At 69.1% G+C, this 18,370-nt stretch carries 17 protein-coding genes; 8 read left to right on the top strand and 9 right to left on the bottom strand.

What is annotated here, in order from left to right; all coding sequences use genetic code 11:
- Positions 1-127: 127 nt before the first annotated feature.
- From BA022_RS14670 to BA022_RS14660, 3 genes are all read right to left on the bottom strand, one after another.
- Complete coding sequence (locus tag BA022_RS14670) at positions 128-1,114, bottom strand: Bug family tripartite tricarboxylate transporter substrate binding protein (RefSeq protein ID WP_012655225.1); 987 nt, start codon at positions 1,112-1,114, stop codon at positions 128-130.
- A gap of 44 nt (positions 1,115-1,158) precedes the next feature.
- Positions 1,159-2,301: an acyl-CoA dehydrogenase family protein gene (locus BA022_RS14665; protein ID WP_088887946.1), complete on the bottom strand. Its 1,143-nt coding sequence runs from the start codon at positions 2,299-2,301 to the stop codon at positions 1,159-1,161.
- Positions 2,302-2,372: 71 nt separating this feature from the next.
- Complete coding sequence (locus tag BA022_RS14660) at positions 2,373-3,947, bottom strand: AMP-binding protein (RefSeq protein ID WP_088887945.1); 1,575 nt, start codon at positions 3,945-3,947, stop codon at positions 2,373-2,375.
- Positions 3,948-4,156: 209 nt separating this feature from the next.
- Here BA022_RS14660 and BA022_RS14655 point away from each other — a divergent pair, with 209 nt between their 5' ends.
- The 8 genes from BA022_RS14655 to BA022_RS14620 all read left to right on the top strand — a co-directional run bounded on the left by BA022_RS14655 (position 4,157) and on the right by BA022_RS14620 (position 11,904).
- On the top strand, positions 4,157-5,335 hold the full coding sequence (locus BA022_RS14655; RefSeq protein WP_088887944.1) for a thiolase family protein: 1,179 nt from the start codon (positions 4,157-4,159) through the stop codon (positions 5,333-5,335).
- 65 nt (positions 5,336-5,400) lie between these two features.
- A complete protein-coding gene (locus BA022_RS14650; protein ID WP_088887943.1) occupies positions 5,401-6,168 on the top strand; it encodes an SDR family NAD(P)-dependent oxidoreductase in 768 nt (255 codons plus the stop codon).
- Positions 6,169-6,447: 279 nt separating this feature from the next.
- Positions 6,448-7,212 carry a crotonase/enoyl-CoA hydratase family protein gene (locus BA022_RS14645; protein ID WP_088887942.1) on the top strand — a complete coding sequence of 255 codons (765 nt, stop codon included), beginning with the start codon at positions 6,448-6,450 and terminating at the stop codon, positions 7,210-7,212.
- A 99-nt stretch (positions 7,213-7,311) separates the two neighbouring features.
- Positions 7,312-8,310, top strand: a complete 999-nt coding sequence (locus BA022_RS14640) for a Bug family tripartite tricarboxylate transporter substrate binding protein (protein ID WP_088887941.1) — start codon at positions 7,312-7,314, stop codon at positions 8,308-8,310.
- A gap of 12 nt (positions 8,311-8,322) precedes the next feature.
- On the top strand, positions 8,323-9,129 hold the full coding sequence (locus BA022_RS14635) for an SDR family oxidoreductase (protein ID WP_088887940.1): 807 nt from the start codon (positions 8,323-8,325) through the stop codon (positions 9,127-9,129).
- Positions 9,126-9,920: an enoyl-CoA hydratase/isomerase family protein gene (locus BA022_RS14630; RefSeq protein WP_088887939.1), complete on the top strand. Its 795-nt coding sequence runs from the start codon at positions 9,126-9,128 to the stop codon at positions 9,918-9,920. Before BA022_RS14635 ends, BA022_RS14630 begins: the two co-directional genes overlap by 4 nt.
- 39 nt (positions 9,921-9,959) lie before the next feature.
- Positions 9,960-10,748 carry an IclR family transcriptional regulator gene (locus tag BA022_RS14625; RefSeq protein WP_088887938.1) on the top strand — a complete coding sequence of 263 codons (789 nt, stop codon included), beginning with the start codon at positions 9,960-9,962 and terminating at the stop codon, positions 10,746-10,748.
- 43 nt (positions 10,749-10,791) lie between these two features.
- On the top strand, positions 10,792-11,904 hold the full coding sequence (locus BA022_RS14620) for a CaiB/BaiF CoA transferase family protein (protein ID WP_088887937.1): 1,113 nt from the start codon (positions 10,792-10,794) through the stop codon (positions 11,902-11,904).
- Positions 11,905-11,940: 36 nt separating this feature from the next.
- Here BA022_RS14620 and BA022_RS14615 read toward each other — a convergent pair whose 3' ends face one another.
- The 6 genes from BA022_RS14615 to BA022_RS14590 all read right to left on the bottom strand — a co-directional run bounded on the left by BA022_RS14615 (position 11,941) and on the right by BA022_RS14590 (position 18,287).
- Positions 11,941-13,164 carry an MFS transporter gene (locus BA022_RS14615; protein WP_012655235.1) on the bottom strand — a complete coding sequence of 408 codons (1,224 nt, stop codon included), beginning with the start codon at positions 13,162-13,164 and terminating at the stop codon, positions 11,941-11,943.
- A gap of 82 nt (positions 13,165-13,246) precedes the next feature.
- Entirely contained in the window at positions 13,247-14,116 is an 870-nt protein-coding gene (locus BA022_RS14610; protein WP_088887936.1) for an HpcH/HpaI aldolase/citrate lyase family protein, read from the bottom strand.
- A 29-nt stretch (positions 14,117-14,145) separates the two neighbouring features.
- Positions 14,146-14,523 (bottom strand): VOC family protein, encoded by a 378-nt coding sequence (locus tag BA022_RS14605; RefSeq protein WP_088887935.1) that lies wholly within the window; start codon positions 14,521-14,523, stop codon positions 14,146-14,148.
- 62 nt (positions 14,524-14,585) lie between these two features.
- On the bottom strand, positions 14,586-15,593 hold the full coding sequence (locus tag BA022_RS14600) for a tripartite tricarboxylate transporter substrate binding protein BugD (protein ID WP_088887934.1): 1,008 nt from the start codon (positions 15,591-15,593) through the stop codon (positions 14,586-14,588).
- Positions 15,594-15,681: 88 nt separating this feature from the next.
- Complete coding sequence (locus BA022_RS14595; RefSeq protein ID WP_088887933.1) at positions 15,682-17,046, bottom strand: MmgE/PrpD family protein; 1,365 nt, start codon at positions 17,044-17,046, stop codon at positions 15,682-15,684.
- A gap of 50 nt (positions 17,047-17,096) precedes the next feature.
- A complete protein-coding gene (locus tag BA022_RS14590; RefSeq protein WP_088887932.1) occupies positions 17,097-18,287 on the bottom strand; it encodes a CaiB/BaiF CoA transferase family protein in 1,191 nt (396 codons plus the stop codon).
- Between the last annotated feature and the right edge of the window lie 83 nt (positions 18,288-18,370).

Raw genomic sequence — 18,370 nt, 5'->3', positions numbered from 1 at the left:
CCGGCCTATGCTGGCCTAGGCCGGCCGCGCCGCCCCGTAGCGAGGGCTGCGTCCCCCTGCCCGCATGGCAGCAATGCGAGAGCGGGTAGGGGGCAGGCGCGAAGCGACTCGGGGGCGTCGTTTCATCTCAGTCCATCGAGATCTTGGCGGCCTCGGCCACGGCCTTCCAGTGGGCAGCGTCCTTGTCGATCTGGGCCTTGAAGTCGTCGGGCAGGGACCCCACGGGGATCAGGCCCATCTCGGTCAGGCGCTTGTTCAGCTCGGGCGACTTGACGATGGAACTCACCTCGCTGCCCAGCTTGTCCACGATGGCCTTGGGCGTGGTGGCGGGCACGAACATGCCGAACCAGCCGTTGGCCTCCAGGCCGGGGTAGCCGGCTTCGGTCATGGTGGGCACCTGGGGCAGGGCCGGGTGGCGCTGTGCGCCGGTGATGGCCAGGATGTTGATCTTGTCCGACTTGATGTGCGGGTAGGCGGCCGTGGCGTCCACGAAGGCCAGCGACAGTTGCCCGCCCAGCATGGCCGCCATCTCGGGGCCCGAGCCCTGGTAGGGAATGTGCGTGATGTCGATGCCGGCCTTTTGCTTGAAGCGCTCGCCGTTCATGTGCGACGAGGTGGCGTTGCCGTAGCTGCCGAAGTTGAGCGTGCCGGGGGCTGCCTTGGCCTTGTCCACGAACTGCTGCAGCGTGGTCACGCCCGAGCTGCGCGGCACCATCAGCAGGTCGGCCGACTTGGCCACCTGCGACACCGGGGCCAGGTCGCTGAGCTTGTAGGGCACCTTCTTGTACAGCGCCGGGATCTGCACCACGGTGGTGATGCCCATGAGCACCGTGTAGCCGTCGCCGGGCGCCTTGGCCACGGTGTCGTTGCCCAGGATGCCACTGGCCCCGGGCTTGTTTTCCACCACCACGGCCTGGCCCAGGCGCTGGGACAGCTGCGTGCCGATCAGGCGGGCAATGATGTCCGTGCCGCCGCCGGCCGGATAGGGCACGATGACGCGGATGGGTTTGCTCGGGTAATGGTCCTGCGCCTGTGCGGCGCCCACGCCGCACGTGGCGGCCAGGGCGATCAGGGGCAGCCATTGGCCCAGGGTCTTGCGCCGGGTGAATGCCATGGTGTTGTCTCCTTGGGTTTTATGTAGAAAGGGAATGGCTCGTGCTACAGCGTGCGGGCGATGATTTCCTTCATGATCTCGTCGCTGCCGCCGTAGATGCGGCCGATGCGGGCATCGGTCCAGGCGCGGCCCACCTGGTATTCGGTCATGTAGCCGTAGCCGCCGTGCAGTTGCAGGAACTCGTCGAGCAGCTTGTTCTGCAGCGCCGTGGCGTTGAGCTTGACCATGGCGGCGCGCTCGGGGGTCAGCTTGCGTTCCATGTGCAGCTTCATGCATTCGTCCACGAAGGTGCGCAGCATGGTGGCTTGGGCCTTGGCCTCGGCCAGCTTGAAGCGCGTGTTCTGGAACTCGAATACGGTCTGGCCGAAGGCCTTGCGCTCACGCGTGTAGTCGATGGTCTTTTGCAGGAAGGACTCGATGCTGCGGGCCGCGCGCACCGCCACCACCAGGCGCTCCTGGGCCAGCTCCTGCATCAGGTACTTGAAGCCCATGTTCTCTTCGCCCAGCAGGTTGCCCACGGGCACCTTCACGTTGTCGAAGAACAGTTCGGAGGTGTCCTGCCCCATCAGGCCGATCTTCTCCAGCTTGCGGCCCTTGCTGAAACCCGGGGTGCCGTCTTCCACCACGATCAGCGACACGCCCTTGGCGCCCAGATCGGGCGCGGTCTTGCAGACCACGATCACGATCTCGGAATTGATGCCGTTGGTGATGAAGGTCTTGGCACCGTTGATGACGTAGTGGTCGCCCTCGCGCTTGGCCGTGGTGCGCACGGACTTCAGGTCGCTGCCCGCGCCGGGCTCGGTCATGGCGATGGCGCCAATCATGTCGCCAGCGGCCATCTTGGGCAGCCAGCGGTCGTGCTGCTCCTGGTTGCCGTAGGCGTAGATGTAGGGCGCCACGATGTCCGAGTGCAGCGGAAAGCCCAGCGCCGTGGCGTTGGTGCGGCCCACTTCCTCGATCAGCACGGCCGCGTGGCCGAAGTCGCCGCCGCTGCCGTAGGGCTCGGGCAGCATGGTGTTGAGCAGCCCCTCGCGGCCGGCCTTGCGCCACACCTCCTTGGGCACGATGCCGTTGCGCTCCCATTCGGCCAGGTGGGGCACGATTTCCTTGTCGAAGAAGTGGCGCACGGCGTCACGGAACTGTTCGTGGTCTTCGCGGTAGACGGTGCGCTGGATCAGGTCTTGCATGGTGGGTGTCTCAAAATTAATGATCAAATGGGCCTGCAGCGCTTGTTCGGAGGGCGCTGTCAGCTATGGTTTCAGGAGTCGCGCAGGGCAAAGCCCGCCTGCGGCTCCTCGCGAAAGCGTTCTTTGAGCTTGCGGCGCAGCAGCTTGCCGGTCTCCAGGCGCGGCAGCGCCTCGACGAACACCACGCGCTGGGGCAGCTTCATGCGCGCCAGCACCTCGGCCGCCTGGGCGGCAATGGCGCGTGCCGTGTCCAGCGAGGCCTGCGCGCCGTGGCGCAGCACCACGGCCGCCAGGGGCTGTTCGCCGAAGTCGGGGTGGGGCACGCCCACCACCGCCACCTCGTACACGTCGGGGTGGCGCAGCAGGGCGTTCTCGATCTCCTGCGGGTAGAGGTTGACGCCGCCCGAGAGGATCAGGTCCGCGCGCCGGTCGCTTAAGTAAAGGTAGCCCTCGGCATCCACGTGGCCGATGTCGCCATAGGTGATCCAGCCGCGCTCATCGATGGCCTGGCGGGTTTTCTCGGGATCGTTGAGGTAGCTGAACTGCCCGCCGCCCGAGAAGTACACCTGGCCGATCTCGCCCGCGGGCAGCTCCTGCCCGTCGTCGCCCACGATGTGCAGCTGGCCCGTGGTGGGGCGGCCCACCGAGCCGGGGCGCTGGCGCCACTCGGCCGAGTTGATCATCGTCGTGCCGCAGCCCTCGGAGCCCGCGTAGTACTCCATCAGGATGTCGCCCCACCAGTCCAGCATGGCGCGCTTCACATCCACCGGGCAGGGCGCGGCGGCATGGATGGCCACGCGGTGGCTGGACAGGTCGTAGCGCTGGCGCACGGCCTCGGGCAGCTTGAGCATGCGGCCGAACATGGTGGGCACCCACTGGCTGTGGGTGACGCGGTAGCGCTCGATGAGGGCCAGGGCGGTCTCGGCGTCGAAGCGCTCCATGATCACGGCCTGCCCGCCCAGCTCCAGCACGCGCAGCGTGTAGCGCAGCGGCGCGGCGTGGTACAGCGGCGCGGGCGAGAGGTACACGGTGTCTTCGCCCATGCCCATGATGCGCGCCGTGCCCAGCGCCTCGGGGTCGGTCTGGCCGCGCAGGTGGGCGGGCCACAGGGGCTTGAGCACGCCCTTGGGCCGGCCCGTGGTGCCCGACGAATACAGCAGGTCGCGGCCCAGCGGGCGGTCGGCGAAGTCCGCAGGCGGCCCCTGCAGGGCGTCGAGCGCGGCCTGTAGCGATGGGGCCTGCACTGACGCGGCTTGCGCAGGGGCCTCGTCCACCGTCCAGCAGGGCAGGGGATGGTGGGCCTGCAACTCGGCCAGCTGGGGCAGGGTCTTGGCGGACGCCACCACCAGCCGCGCGCCACAGTCCTGCACGATGTAGGCCACCTCGGCCGGTGTCAGGTGCGTGCTGAGCACGGCGGCATACAGGCCGGCCTGCCGGGCCGCCAGCGCCAGCGCCAGGATCTCGACGCGGTTTTCCAGCACCACCGCGAAGCGCTCGCCCGCCTGCAGGCCCTGGGTGTGGAGCCACTGCGCCATCGCCAGGGCACGTTGCGCCACTTCGCCGGCGGTGAAGCGCGCGCCTGTCTCGGCCATGACCAGTACCACCCGGTCGGGAGCTGCCGCCGCGCGGCCAAAGAAGTCCTGCATACCTGTCACCCGTTGCTCCTCGGTGCGCCGCCATGGGGACTGGAGTCACCCAAAAATGCGAAATGCATGTCTCACAAAAATGTTGTGTGAGACGATTTTTTCAGGCGCAAAGACCAAAACACATCGGGTAAACACGGTCTTCAGCACATTCAAACCGGCTGAAAATCATTTTTAATGGATCATTTGTCTCACAAACACATGGAGTCAGCATGAATATTCCCGTCATCGTCGATGCCATCCGCAGCCCCATGGCCCGGGCCAAGCCCGATGGCGCACTGGCCGAGGTGCATCCTGTGGACCTGCTCTCGCAGGTGCTGGAGCAACTGGTCGCCCGTAACCAGTTGGATCCCGGCACGGTGGACGACGTGATCTGCGGCTGCGTGAGCCAAGCCGGCGAGCAGGCGGGCACGCCCGGGCGCCTGGCCTGGCTGGCCGCGGGCCTGCCTGCGCACGTGCCCTCCACCACCATCGACCGCAAGTGCGGCTCCAGCCAGCAGGCCGTGCACTTCGCGGCGCAGGCCATCATGGCGGGCACGCAGGACATCGTGATCGCCTGCGGCGTGGAGTCCATGAGCCGCGTGCCCATGGGCAGCTCGCGCATGGGCAAGAACACCACCGGTACGCGCTTTGACGCCCGCTACGCCCCCGGCCTGGTGGGGCAGGGTGTCTCGGCCGACCTGGTGGCCGCCCAATGGGGCCTGGACCGCACCGCGCTGGACACCTATGCCGCGCGCTCGCACCAGCGTGCCCACGCGGCGCAGTCCAGCGGAGGCTTTGCGCGCGAGATCGTGGGCATCGACACCCCTGCCGGCCGCGTGACGGCAGACGAGACCATCCGCGCCGGCACCACGGTGGACAAGCTCGCCGGCCTGAAGGCCGTGTTCGAGAACGCGGAGCTGTCCGCGCGGTTCCCGCAGATCCAGTGGGCCACCACGGCCGGCAACGCCTCGCAGATGACCGACGGCGCCAGCGCCATGCTCATCATGAGCGAGCAGCGTGCCCAGCAGCTGGGCCTGCGTCCCCGTGCGCGTTTCGTGGCCTTCGACGTGGTGGGCGACGACCCGCTGTACATGCTCACCGCGCCCATCCCGGCCACGCAGCGCGTGCTGGCCAAGGCCAAGATGAAGCTGGACGACATCCACCACTACGAGATCAACGAGGCCTTCGCCTCCGTGCCCCTGGCGTGGCAGAAGGAGCTGAAGGCCGACGGCGAGCGCCTGAACCCGCGCGGCGGTGCCATCGCCCTGGGGCACCCGCTGGGCGCCTCGGGCTTGCGCCTGATGACCACCATGCTGCACGCGCTGGAAGACAGCGGCCAGCGCTACGGCCTGCAGTCCATGTGCGAGGCCGGCGGCATGGCCAACGCCACCATCATCGAACGTCTGTAACTATTGAGTTGATAGCTGCCGGCGCTTGATGGACGGGTGCTGGAAGCCAAAATGAGGAAAGAAGCATGAAGCTGCAACAAGGAATGACCGCCCTCGTCACGGGCGGGGTCTCGGGCCTGGGCGAGGCCTCGGCCATCGCGCTGCTGGAGCGTGGTTTGAACGTGGTGGCCGTGGACCTGAACGACGAGCGCGGCCAGGCCATGGAACAGCAATACGCCGGCCGCCTGCGCTATGTGAAGGCCGATGTGTCCGACGAAGGCCAGATGCAGCAGGCCATCGCCGCGGCCGAGGCCTTCGGCAACTTCCGCGCGCTGGTGCACTGCGCGGGCATCGGCGGCCCGGTGCGCCTGATCGAAAAGGACGGCAGCCCCGGCTCGCTGGAGAAGTACATCAACATCATCCGCGTGAACCAGATCGGCACCTTCAACACGCTGCGCCTGGCGGCCGTTGCCATGGCCAAGAACGAACCCATCGACGGCGAGCGCGGCGTGTGCGTGCTCACCGCCTCGGTGGCGGGTTACGAGGGGCAGATCGGCCAGATTCCCTATGCCTCGTCCAAGGCCGGCGTGATCGGCATGACCATCGTGGCGGCGCGCGACCTGGCGTCCAAGTTCATCCGCGTGTGCACCATCGCACCGGGCCTGTTCGATACGCCCATCCTGGCCAAGCTGCCCGAGGCCGTGCGCCAGTCGCTGGGCGCGTCGGTGCCCAACCCCGCGCGCTTGGGCCACCCCAGCGAGTACGCGATGACGGCGCTGCACATCCTCGAGAACCCCATGCTCAACGGCGAAACCATCCGCCTGGATGGGGCCATCCGCATGGCGCCTAGATAACAACCCCCTGAGGAGCGCCCCTCCGTGCAGCCGCCAGAGGCGACAGCGCTTCGGGGACGTCCAAGCCTGCGCAGGCAGGCTTGGAGCCGCGCCCCTCAGCCCCTTCTCTCTGCGCGCTTCGCGCTCCGGGAAGGGGGACGACGCCAGTGGCCCGGCAAAGCCGGCTCCGCGGCGTCTGCTGGCGTGGCCTGCTCCGCGGCCTTCGGAGTAATTGACCGAGGTGCCGGTTGCATGCGACACGGGCCATGTAACCCGGCGAACAACTGAAAGGAATTTGTGATGGCATCCACGGTATGGGTCGAAGTGCGCGGCAACGTGCTGGTCATGACGCTGAGCAACCCCGAGGCGCGCAACGCCGCCACGCTGGAGATGGCCGAGGCCATGGCGGCGGCGCTGGACGAGCTGGACCGCAACCCCGCGCTGCAGGTGGGCGTCATCACCGGCGCGGGCGGCACGTTCTGCGCCGGCATGGACCTGAAGGGCTTTCTGCAGGGCAAGCGCCCCAGCCTGCCGGGGCGGGGGTTTTTGGGACTCACGCAGCAGCCCCCGCGCAAGCCGCTGATTGCGGCCGTGGAGGGCTATGCCCTGGCCGGCGGCTTTGAAACCGTGCTGGCCTGCGACCTGATCGTCGCCGCCAAGACGGCCCAATTCGGCCTTCCCGAGGTCAAGCGCGGCCTGGCCGCCGCGGCCGGCGGGCTGCTGCGCCTGCCCAGGCGCCTGCCTTACCACGTGGCGATGGAAGCCATCCTCACGGGCGAGATGTTCAGCGCCGAGCGCGCGCAGGCCCATGGACTGGTCAACCGCCTGGTCGAGCCCGGCCAAGCGCTGGACGCCGCCCTGGAGCTGGCCCAGGCCGTGGCCGCCAACGGGCCGCTGGCGCTGATCGCCAGCAAGCGCGTGGCACAGGAATCGGCCGACTGGTCGCAGGCCGAGATGTTCGAGCGCCAGGCCGCCATCACCGCGCCGGTATTCGCCTCGCAGGACGCACGCGAGGGCGCTGCGGCCTTTGCCGAGAAGCGCGCGCCGGTCTGGAAGGGCGCTTGAGGGAAAAGAGGCGTTGACGCCCTTCCATCAAGCGCTGATAGCTATTTAATTCATAGCAAAAGCGGCCGCAGTGCCGCAAGGACCCCAGGAGACACCACCATGCCATTCCCTCACCGCCGCCACGCGCTGCGCCTCGCAGGCGCCACCGCCCTGCTGGGCCTGGCCGCCCTGACGGCGTCGCACCCCGCACGGGCCGACGCCGCCTGGCCCACACGCCCCATCACCTTCGTCGTGCCCGGCGCGGCTGGCGGCACCACCGACACGCCCGTGCGCTTCATGGCGCAAAAGCTCAGCGAGCGGCTGGGCCAGCCCATCGTGGTGGACAACAAGCCCGGCGCGGGCGGCTCGCTGGGCAGCAGCCTTGTGGCGCGCGCGCAGCCGGACGGCTACACCGTGCTGGTGGGCAACACCGGCTCCAACGCCATCAACTACACCGCCTACCAGAAGCTCCCCTACAAGGCCGAGGACTTCGTGGCGCTGACCGACATGATCTCGTTCGCCAACGTGCTGGTCGTGCCGGTGAAGTCGCCCATCAAGAGCCTGAAGGAGCTTGTCACCACGGCCAAGCGCGAGCCGGGCAAGCTGGCCTTCTCGTCCGCGGGCGTGGGCCAGACCACGCACCTCATGGGCGAGCTGCTGCGCCAGAGTGCGGGGGTGGACGTGGTGCATGTGCCCTACAAGGGCTCGGCGCCTGCCACCATGGCCATCGTGGCCGGCGAGACCCAGTTCATGTTCGACAACCTCACGGGGTCGCTGGGCCATGTGAAGAATGGCAAGCTGCGTGCGCTGGCCGTGACCGGCGCCACGCGCGAGCCCGAGCTGCCCGACGTGCCTACCATGACCGAGCTGGGCATGAAGGACTTCGACAAGGTGGGCTGGATGGGCTTCTTCGTGCCCGCCAAGACGCCGCCGGCCGTCGTGAAGAAGCTCACCGACAACCTCATCGCCGTGCTGCAGGACCCGGCCGTGGTCCAACGCTACCGCGAGCTGGGCGGCCGCCCCGGCGGCATGCCGCCCGAGCAGTTCTCGCAGATGGTGGAGCGCGACCGGCAGGACTGGGGCGCGCTGATCCGCAGCCAGAAGCTGCAGCTGGACTGAAAGGAGGGCGCCATGGCTGAGTCCTCCTCCTTCGCAGGCCACCACGTCTTCGTGGCCGGCGGCACCAGCGGCATCAACCTCGGCATCGCCCAGGCGTTTGCCCGCGCGGGCGCCCACGTGGTGGTCATGAGCCGCTCGCCCGACAAGGTGCAGCAGGCGGCCGAAGGCCTGCGCGCGCTGGGGGCGCAGGCGCTGGGCATCAGTGCCGACGTGCGCGACCCCGCTGCGGTGGACGCCGCGCTGCGCCAGGCGCATGCGCAGTTCGGTGACATCGACGTGCTGATCTCCGGCGCAGCGGGCAACTTCATCGCGCCCGCGGCCGACCTGTCGCCCAACGGCTTCAAGACCGTGATCGACATCGACCTGAACGGCAGCTTCCACGTGCTGCGCCTGGCGTACCCGATGCTCAAGAAACCGGGCGCCAGCGTCATCAACATCTCGGCGCCGCAGGGCGTGAACCCCACCATGTACCAGGTGCATGCCTGCGCCGCCAAGGCCGGCATCGACATGATGACGCGCGTGCTGGCCATGGAATGGGGCGAGGTGGGCGTGCGCATGAACGCCATCGCGCCCGGCCCGATCGGCGACACCGAGGGCATGCGGCGCCTGGCGCCCACGCCCGAGGCGCTGGCGAATGCCGTGGCCACCGTGCCGCTGCAGCGCATGGGCACGCTCGATGACATTGCGAACATGGCGCTGTTCCTCTCGTCGCCGCAGGCGGGCTACGTGACGGGCGCCGTCATCCCGGTGGACGGCGGATCGTCGCTACGCGGCGGGCGCGACATGCGCGCGTCGTACGTGCCGCGGAGCGCGGCATGAGCCAGGTCTACGAGCGCATCGTTTTCGAGGTGCAGGACGGCGTGGCCACGCTGACCCTGAGCAACCCCGCCAAGCGCAACGCCTTCGACCCCGCCATGCGCGGGGAGATGGCCGCGGTGGTGCGCCAGGTGCAGGCCGACCCGGCCATCCGCGCGCTGGTGCTGACGGGCGCGGGCGCGCATTTCTGCTCGGGCGGCGACCTCTCCAACATCGCCGCCAGCGGGCTGGACAACGGCGGCTGGCGCCAGCGCCTGACCAGCCTGCACGACTGGCTCAAGGACCTGGTGCTGCTGGACAAGCCGGTGATTGCTGCCGTCGATGGCGCGGCCTATGGCGCGGGCTTCAGCCTGGCGCTGGCGGCGGACTTCATCATCGCCAGCACCCGCGCGCGCTTTGCCATGTCGTTCATCCGCGTGGGCGTGGTGCCGGACTGCGCGGCGTTCTACACCCTGCCGCGCGTGGTAGGCGTGCAGCGTGCGCGCGAACTCATGCTGTCGGGCCGCGAGGTGCAAGCCGAAGAGGCGCTGCGCCTGGGCATTGCCGCCGAGCTGGTAGAGCCCGATGCGCTGCAGGCGCGCGCCCAGGCGATTGCGCGCAGCTTCGTGGGCGCATCGCCCGTGGCGCTGAGCCTGATCAAGCGCTCGCTCGCGCTGGCCGCGAGCGACCTGCCGTCGTTGCTGGAGCAGGAGGCCAACGCCCAGGCCCTGGCCATGGGCACGCCCGAGCACCGCGAGGCCGTGCGCTGCTTCCTGGAGAAAAGGCCGATGCCCTTCCAGTGGCCGCAGACCTGACTTTGAACAGGTGAAAATCTCAAGCTTTTTGAGGTCAATGTGAACGTGAACGCAGATCCGGACGGCAAACTGGTCAGCGCCCTGGTGCGTGGCGTTTCCATATTGCGGTGCTTCTCCAGCAAGTGCCAGGAACTCAGCGCCAAGGAGCTGATGGACCTGACCGGCCTGCCCAAGCCCACGCTGTTTCGCCTGACGGACACGCTGTGCGAGCTGGGCCTGCTGCGCTATTCGGAGCGGCTGTCCAAGTACGTGCCCGGCCTGGGCCTGCTGCAGTTGTCCTCGCCCGTGCTCACGCGCATGGCCCTGCGCCAGTTCGCCCGGCCGCACATGCAGGCGCTGGCCGACCTGACCGAGGGGCAGGTGCAGCTGGCCGTGGGCCACAAGCGCCGGTTGTGCATGGTGGAGCTGGCCAACGGCATGGGCAACACCGTGTTCCGCCAGGAAATCGGCGTGCCCATCTCGCTGTCGCGCACGGCCACGGGCCGCGCCTATCTGCTGGGCATGGCCGAGGATGAGCGCAAGGCCTACCTGCAGGACCTGCAGCGCAACGACCCGCAGCGCGCCGCGTGGCTGGAGCAGCGCCTGACGGACGCGCGCGACGACTTTGCGCGCCACGGCTTCTGCCGCAGCCACGGCGACCTGCACCGCGAGATCGAATCCATCGCCGTGCCCATGTCGCAGCCGCAGGACGGGGAACTCTGGGTGTTCGCCGTCTCGGTGCCGGTGTTCAGCCCCATGTACGCCCGGCTGGAGACAGACCTGGGCCCGCGCCTGCGCACGCTGGTGCGCTCGGTGGAGAGCGTGCTCGGGGCCTCCGGCCTCACCTGATACCCGCGCCCGCCACCCATACAACATCTACCAAGGAGACATCGTGAAGGTTCTGGACAGCGTGCGCGTACTGGAGATTGGCGGCCTGGGGCCGGGGCCGTTTTGTGCGATGCACCTGGCCGACCTGGGTGCGGACGTCATTTCCGTGGTGCGCGAGACGAAGGGCCGCGAGACCACCGGCGCCTTGCTCAATCGCGGCAAGCGCTCGGTGTTTGCCGATCTCAAGACCGAGGAGGGCCGCCAGTTGGTGCTGGCCCTGGTGGCCGAGGCCGATGCGCTCATCGAGGGCATGCGCCCTGGCGTGATGGAGCGCCTGGGTCTGGGCCCCGAGGAGTGCCTGGCGGTCAACCCGCGCCTGGTGTACGGGCGCATGACGGGCTGGGGCCAGAGCGGACCGTTGGCACCGCGTGCGGGGCACGACACGAACTATGCCGCCGTCAGCGGCGCGCTGTGGGGCTGCAGTCCGGCGGACGCGCGGCCCGTCTCGCCTTTCGCCGTGCTTGGCGACATCGGCGGCGGTGCCATGTACCTGATGACGGGGCTGCTGTCGGGCATCGTGCAGGCGCGCGCCACGGGCCGCGGCACGGTGGTGGACGCAGCCATCGTGGACGGCTCGGCCCATATGCTGAACCTGATGCTGAGTGCGCGCCAGAGCGGCCTGGTGGCCGATGTGCGCGGCCAGAGCATCCACGACAGCGCGCCCTTCTACGACACCTATGTCTGCGCCGATGGCCATTACGTCACCGTGGGCGCTATCGAGCCGCAGTTCTACACCCTGCTGCTGCAGGTGCTGGGGCTGGCCGAGGACCCCGATTTCACCGGGTCGCAATGGGACAAGGCCGCCTGGCCGGTGCGCCGCGCGCGGCTGGCCGCGCTGTTCCTGGCGCAGCCGCGTGCGCACTGGCAGGCGCTGCTGGAGCCCACCGACGCCTGTTTTGGCGCCGTGCTCAGCCCCGTCGAGGCGGCGCAGCACCCGCACATGCGTGCGCGGGGTGTGTATGCCGAACGCCAGGGGGTGCTACAGGCGGCACCCGCGCCCCGCTTTGATGGTGCCGCCTACGAGCCGGGCGAGGCCTGTGCGCCCGGCGCGCATACGCAGTCGGTCATGGAAGGACTGGGCCAGTCCGGCGCGCGGGCCGTGTGGCGCCAGCGCTGAGCGCGTTGCGCGGGGCAGTCTCCCGCGCGGCCCTGGTTACCGTTGCTGGAGCAGCGCGGACGCTGGCAGCAGCCTGAAGGCCAGTGACGCCAGCGCCAGCCAGGCGGCGATGCACAGCAACACCGCGCGGTAGGGCTCCAGCCCGGCGCTGGTGGCCCAGGCGGCCACGGCGCCGGTCAGCGATTGCATCAGCGCCACCCCCAGAAACATGGCCATGGTGTAGAGCGACAGGGCGCGCCCCGTCTGTTCGTTGGGGTAGGACGAGCGCACGTCGGCATACTGCAAGATGCTGTAGCCTGACAGCAGCCCCATCGCGATCATCAGCGCCACCGTGGCCTGGGCGTTGTTGACCCAGGCCATGATGGCGAACAGGCCGGCCATCGACAGCGAAGCGCGGCCCACCCAGGTGCGGCGCCGGGCGGGGCCCGGGTCCATGCGGCCGAAAGCGGCGGGGGTGAACAGCGCAATCAGCGACAACACCAGCGCCACGTTGCCACTGTCCACCAGCGAAAAACCGTAGCGGTCGATCAGCAGAGGCCCCAGCCACAGGCCGCGCAGCGACAAAAAGGCCGCGTAGCACGACATGCCGAGGATCACGATGCCCCAGGTGTGTGGCACGGTAAAGAGCCGTCCCATGCCCGTCAGCGCCTCCCCCCAGCTGCTGGCTGGACGGTGTGCGGTATCGGCACGTACCGGTTCATGCACCAGCGCATAAATCAACAGCCATGACAGCAGGCTCAGGCCTGCCAGCAGGCCAAAGCCGGCACGCCAGCCCCAGTGCTGCACCACCCAGGCCAGCGGTGTGCCGGTGAACAGCAACCCCAGCCCGCCCAGGCCCATGCTCAGGCCCGAGAAAAAGGCAAACCGGTCGGCCGCGAAATAGCGCGCAATGAACAGCGTGCAGGCCACGAAGGCGGGTGAATAGCCCACCCCGATCAGCACCTGACCGACCATCAGCCAGCCATAGCTGGGCGCCAGCGCAGACAGGGCCGCACCAGCGATGCCCAGGGGCGCAGCCACCAGCACTGTGCGGCGCAGGCCGTAGCGGTCCAGTGCGATGCCCATCAGCAGTTGCGCAATGCCGAACGACAAACCAAACAGTCCGGCAAAAGCCCCCAACGAGGAAGCCTGCAGGCCGAAATCTGCCTGCAGGCCCTGGGCCACGATGGCGGTGGTGGTGCGGTAAGCCTGGCTCAGCGCAAAGCCCGACAGCAGCGTGAGCAGCATGACCCACAGCGGTTGTGTACGGAAGAGTCTCATCGAGGGAAGAATGACGGTAGGGGCACGCCGGTGATTGTGCCGGCGCGCGGCAGAGCTGCAGTCACGAAACCGGAGCGCGCCTTCAGACCCTCGCCAGGCGCTGCAGCGCCCGTGCGTGGCGCAGCAAGGTCTGCTCGGCCTGCGCCAGCACTGGTGCATCGACCATGCGGCCGTCCAGCACGCACACGCCGCCGCCCGCCTGCTCCAGCGCCTGCCGCACGCGCTGCGCATGGGTCACGGCGGCCTCATCGGGGTCGAACGCGGCATGCAGCACTGGCACCTGCGCCGGGTGGATGCACAGCTTGCCGCCAAAGCCCATGCGCCGCGCGCGCTCGGCATCGCGGCCCATGCGCTCGGGATTGCGCGTGTCCACCGTCACGCCGTCGATGGGCGCGGCCAGCCCCGCGCGGCGCGAGGCGAGCACCAGGGCCATGCGCACGGGCAGCAGTTCTTCTTCGGTTTCGCCGCAGGCCATGCCCGCGTCCACCTGGAAGTCGATGTGCCCGAAGGCCAGCCGCGCCACCTGCGGCGCGGCAGCCAGCGCGTCGGCGGCGGCCAGGCCCGCCACGCTTTCCACCAGCGGCACCAGCGCAGCCTGCGGCCCGGCGGCCTGGGCCACGGCCTGCAGGGTCTGCGCGCGCTCGGCCTTGGGCACCACGGCGCCGGCCAAGCCCTGGGCGGTGAGTTGTGCCAACGCCTGCAGATCGGCCGCAAACCAGGGGGTTGCCTCGCTGTTGATGCGCACCAGCAGCCGCGCGCGCTGCGGGGCCGGCAGGGTGGCCAGCGCGTCGGCCAGGGCGGTGCGGGCGCGTTCCTTGTCGGCGGGGGCCACGGCGTCCTCCCAGTCGGCAATCACCAGGTCGGCGCCGCTGGCCAGGGCCTTGGGCAGCCGCTCGGGCTGGGTGGCGGGAACGAAGAGGAAGGAGCAGGCGTGGCGCACGGAGTCGGTCATGGGAAGCAGGCAGGCGAGAACAGCGCGGGTCAGGCGTATTCGGCGATTTCGATCAGGTTGTGGTCCGGGTCGCGCACGTAGACCGAGCGGATGGGGCCACGCGCGCCGGTGCGCTGCACCGGGCCGCATTCGATGGCAATGCCGTGCTCGGCCAGGCGCTGCTGCACCTGCGCCAGCGGGATGGACGCAATGAAGCACAAGTCCAGCGCGCCCGGCATCGGGTGCAGGGCCTTGGGCTCGAACTCGCGGCCCTGGATGTGCAGGTTGATCTTCTGCCCGTTGAACACAAAGGCCTTGCGGCCTTCACCAAAGGTCTGCAGCGCCATGCCCAGCACGGTGCAGTAGAAGTGCACGCACCGCGCTTCATGGGCGGTGGTGAGCACGAGGTGGTCCAGCCGGTCGATCATGGGGTGCCTTGTGGTGCATGCGCCCCGGCCGGCAGCGTGCCAGCCGGGGCAAACGGGCGAGATTACTCCGCGCTCACGCCGGCGGCCTTGATGACCTTGTCCCAGCGCGCCACCTCGGCTTCCAGGTGCTTGCGCAGGCCTTCGGGCGTGGCCTTGTCGGGCGAGACCAGGTCAGAGCTCAGCTCGGCAATGCGCTTTTTCACGTTCTCGTCCTTGATCGCCACGTTCAACGCCTTGTTGAGCTTCTCGATCACGTCCTTGGGCGTGCCCTTGGGGGCGTACATGCCGTGCCACACCTTCACGTCGAAGCCCTTGAGCCCCTGCTCGTCCAGCGTGGGAATGTTGGGCATGGATGCCAGGCGCTGCGGCGTGGTCACGCCGAACACCTTGGCGCGCTTGCCATCCTGGATCACCGGGGCGGTCTGCGTGGTCTGGTCGCACAGCAGGTCCACCTGGCCGCCCATCAGGTCGTTCATGGCCGGGCCGGCGCCCTTGTAGGGCACGGTGGTCAGCTTCACGCCCACCTGGTGCATGAACAGCATGCCGCACAGCTGCGACACGGCACCCACGCCCGCGTTGGCCAGCGACACCTTGTCCTGGTTCTTCTTCACGTAGTCCAGCAGCTCGGGGAAGGTGTTGGCCGGGAAGTCCTTGCGCGACAGCAGCGTCATGGGCACGTCCAGCACCTGGCCGATGTACTCGAAGTCCTTGAGGGGGTCATAGGGCAGCTTCTTGTACAGCGCCGGGGCCGTGGCCATGCCCATGTGATGGATCAGGATGGTGTAGCCGTCGGGCTTGGAGCGCACGATGCGCGCGGGAGCCAGCGTGCCGCCCGCGCCCACGGTGTTCTCCACCACCACCGTCTGGCCCAGCGACTGACCCATGGGCACGGCCAGCAGGCGCGCCACCACGTCGGTGGGGCCGCCGGCGCTGTAGGGTACGACCAGGGTGACGCTCTTTTCAGGCCAGGTGTTGGCGGCGGCAGGGCCGCCCAAGGCCAGCGCCGCGCAGGCCGCGGCGATGGCGCCGAAGGTGGTGCGCCTGGAAATCGGGATGAAGCGTGCGGTCATGCGTATGTCTCCTTGTCGGTGGTGGTGAAGAGGGCGTCTTCTGCGCCCCTGGGGGGATCATGGGCCGCGGCGCAGGCGGGACCGCCGGTCAGCCCAGCAGATGCTGCGTGCGCGGCCACTCCTGCACTTGCCACAGGCGCTGCACGGCCGCCTGGGCCTGCGCGTCGGACACCGCGCCGCCGTAGGCGGCCAGGCGCAGGGCCTTGGCCGTGAGTTCCTCGCGCGAGAGGGTGTTGCCGGGGTCGCCCTTGGGCTCTTCCACACGCCCGGCCAGCGTGCGGCCGTCGGTCGTCTGCACGGTGACTTTGCCGATCCAGCGCTGCGGGTAAGCGGCGTCCACCTCGGGGTCCAGCACCATGCGCACCTTCTCGCGCAAGGTCACAGTGTCCGGGGCCAGGAACTGCTCGTCGAATTCGGTCAAACCCGCATGGCCAAAGCGCGCGGCCAGCGCCAGCACCGTGCCCATGGAGAACTTGCTCTGGTGCACCGTGGTGGGCGAGACCACAGGCCCCAGCACGTCGATGGCACCCTGGTGCACATGGCAGGTCACCTGGGCGATGTCGGCGGGCGCCAGGCCGTGCTCGCGCATCACCTGCTGCAGTGCGTCGGCGGCAGGGTGCGTGTGGCGGCACGAAGCATGCCATTTGAAGCTGGTCTCGGCCGTGGCCCAACGGGTGCCCAGGCCCTCGGTGAGCTTGGCCGGATTGGCGTCGCTGGACATGCCCGCGGCCAGGCCCTGCGGCCCGGTGAAGATGTCCTGCGCGCCGGTGAAGCCGTCCTGGGCCAGGTAGGCGGACATCAGGCCGGCCGCGGCGGCGTGGGCCGTGTGCAGCTGCTTGCTGTCGGCCGCGGTGCGCAAAAATTCCCACAGCCCCGCCGACTGCGTGCCGGCCGAGCCAAAGGCGTGCTGCATCTGCGCGGGCGTGAGATCCAGCAGGCGCCCCACGGCAGCGGCCGCCGCCAGCGTGCCGGCCGTGGCCGTGGTGTGGAACACCTTGTAATGGCTGCGGCCCAAGAATTCGCCCACGCGGATGCCGACCTCATAGCCCGCCACGCAGGCCGCCATGAGCTGCGCGCCGCTGGCGCCGATGCTTTGCGCCACGGCCAGCGCGGGCGGAAAGACCACGGCCGCCGGGTGGAACACCGAGCCGTTGTGCACATCGTCCTGCTCGGCCACATGGCTGGCCGCGGCATTGGCCAGCGCGGCCATCATGGGGCTGCTGGTGGCGCCGTGGCCGATCACCTCGGCCGGGCCGCTGGCAGGGCCTTGCGACAGGGCAAAGCGCGTGATGCTGGCCACGGGCCGCGCGCGGCAGCCGGCCAGCACGGAGCCGAACCAGTCCACCCACAGGTCTTCGGTGCGGCGCTGCACGGGGGCGGGCACGTCGCTCCACTGCAGCGTGGCGGCAAACTGGGCCAGGGGATGGATGGTGACTTGGGTTTCTTGCTTCATTTCGGGCTCCCGGGCAGGCGTATCAAGCGCTAGCAGCTATGGTTTTTGCGTCAAAGAGGTTGCGGGGCCTGCAGGGCGTCGATCTGCTCGGCGCTCCAGCCCAGCTCGGCCAGGATGGCGGCGTTGTGCTGGCCCACGGCGGGCACGGCGTCCATGCGGTAATCGAACGCGCTGTTCACGCCGGGCGGCAGCAGCGCCGGGATGCGGCCCACGGGGGAATCCACTTCGATCCAGCGCTGGCGTGCGGCCAGCTGCGGGTGCGCCCACAGGTCGGCCATGTCGTTCACGCGGGCGTTGGCGATGCCCGCCTGGTCCAGCCGCTCGACGACCTGGGCGGCGCTGAGCGTGGAGAACTCTTGCAGGATCAGCGCCTGCAGCGCGTCGCGGTGGGCGTTGCGCTGGGCGTTGGAACAGAAGCGCGCGTCCGTGGCCACTTCGGGGCGCTGCAGCACCGTGTCGCAAAAGGCCTTCCATTCGCGCTCGTTCTGCAGGCCCAGCATCACCGTCTTGCCATCGCCCGCCACGAACGGGCCATAGGGGTAGATGCTGGCGTGCGATGCGCCGGTGCGCGGCGGCGGCGGCGCGCCGCCAAAGGCGTAGTACATCGGATAGCCCATCCACTCGCCCATGGCTTCGAGCATGGACACGTCGATGTGGCTGCCCTCGCCTGTCTTGCCGCGCAGCAGCAGGGCCGACAGGATGTTGGTGTAGGCATACATGCCCGCGGCAATGTCGGCCACCGAGATGCCGGACTTGGATGGCGTCTCGGGCGTGCCCGTGACGGACAGGAACCCCGCCTCGCTCTGGATCAGCAGGTCGTAGGCCTTCTTGTCGCGGTACGGGCCATCCGCGCCGTAGCCGCTGATGTCGCACACGATGAGCTTGGGGTTGTGCGCCTTGAGCGCTTCATACGACAGGCCCATGCGTGCGGCGGCGCCGGGCGCGAGGTTCTGCACCAGCACGTCGGCGGTCTTGAGCAGCTGCAGCAGCGCGGCCTTGGCCTGGGGCTGCTTCACATCGAGCGCCAGGCTCTCCTTGCTGCGGTTGATCCAGGTGAAGTGCGACGACTGGCCCTTCACGCGCTGGTCGTAGCCGCGCGCGAAGTCGCCGCTGCCGGGGCGCTCCACCTTGATGACGCGCGCGCCCAGGTCGGCCAGCTGGCGCGTGCAGAACGGCGCGGCCACCGCGTGTTCCAGCGAGACGACGGTGATGCCGTCGAGGGGGCGTACGGTTTTTGTCATGGGTCAGTCGTTCCCTGTATGAGCGCGGTGAGCGGCGCTTGCGACCGGCGCGACCCAAGCCAGCAGACGCCGCGCAAGGGCCG

The sequence above is a fragment of the Diaphorobacter nitroreducens genome (genome assembly GCF_002214645.1).
Classification (GTDB): Bacteria; Pseudomonadota; Gammaproteobacteria; order Burkholderiales; family Burkholderiaceae_C; genus Diaphorobacter; species Diaphorobacter nitroreducens.
Note: the sequence above shows the minus strand (reverse complement) of the source record. Positions and strands in the feature narration are given on the sequence as shown.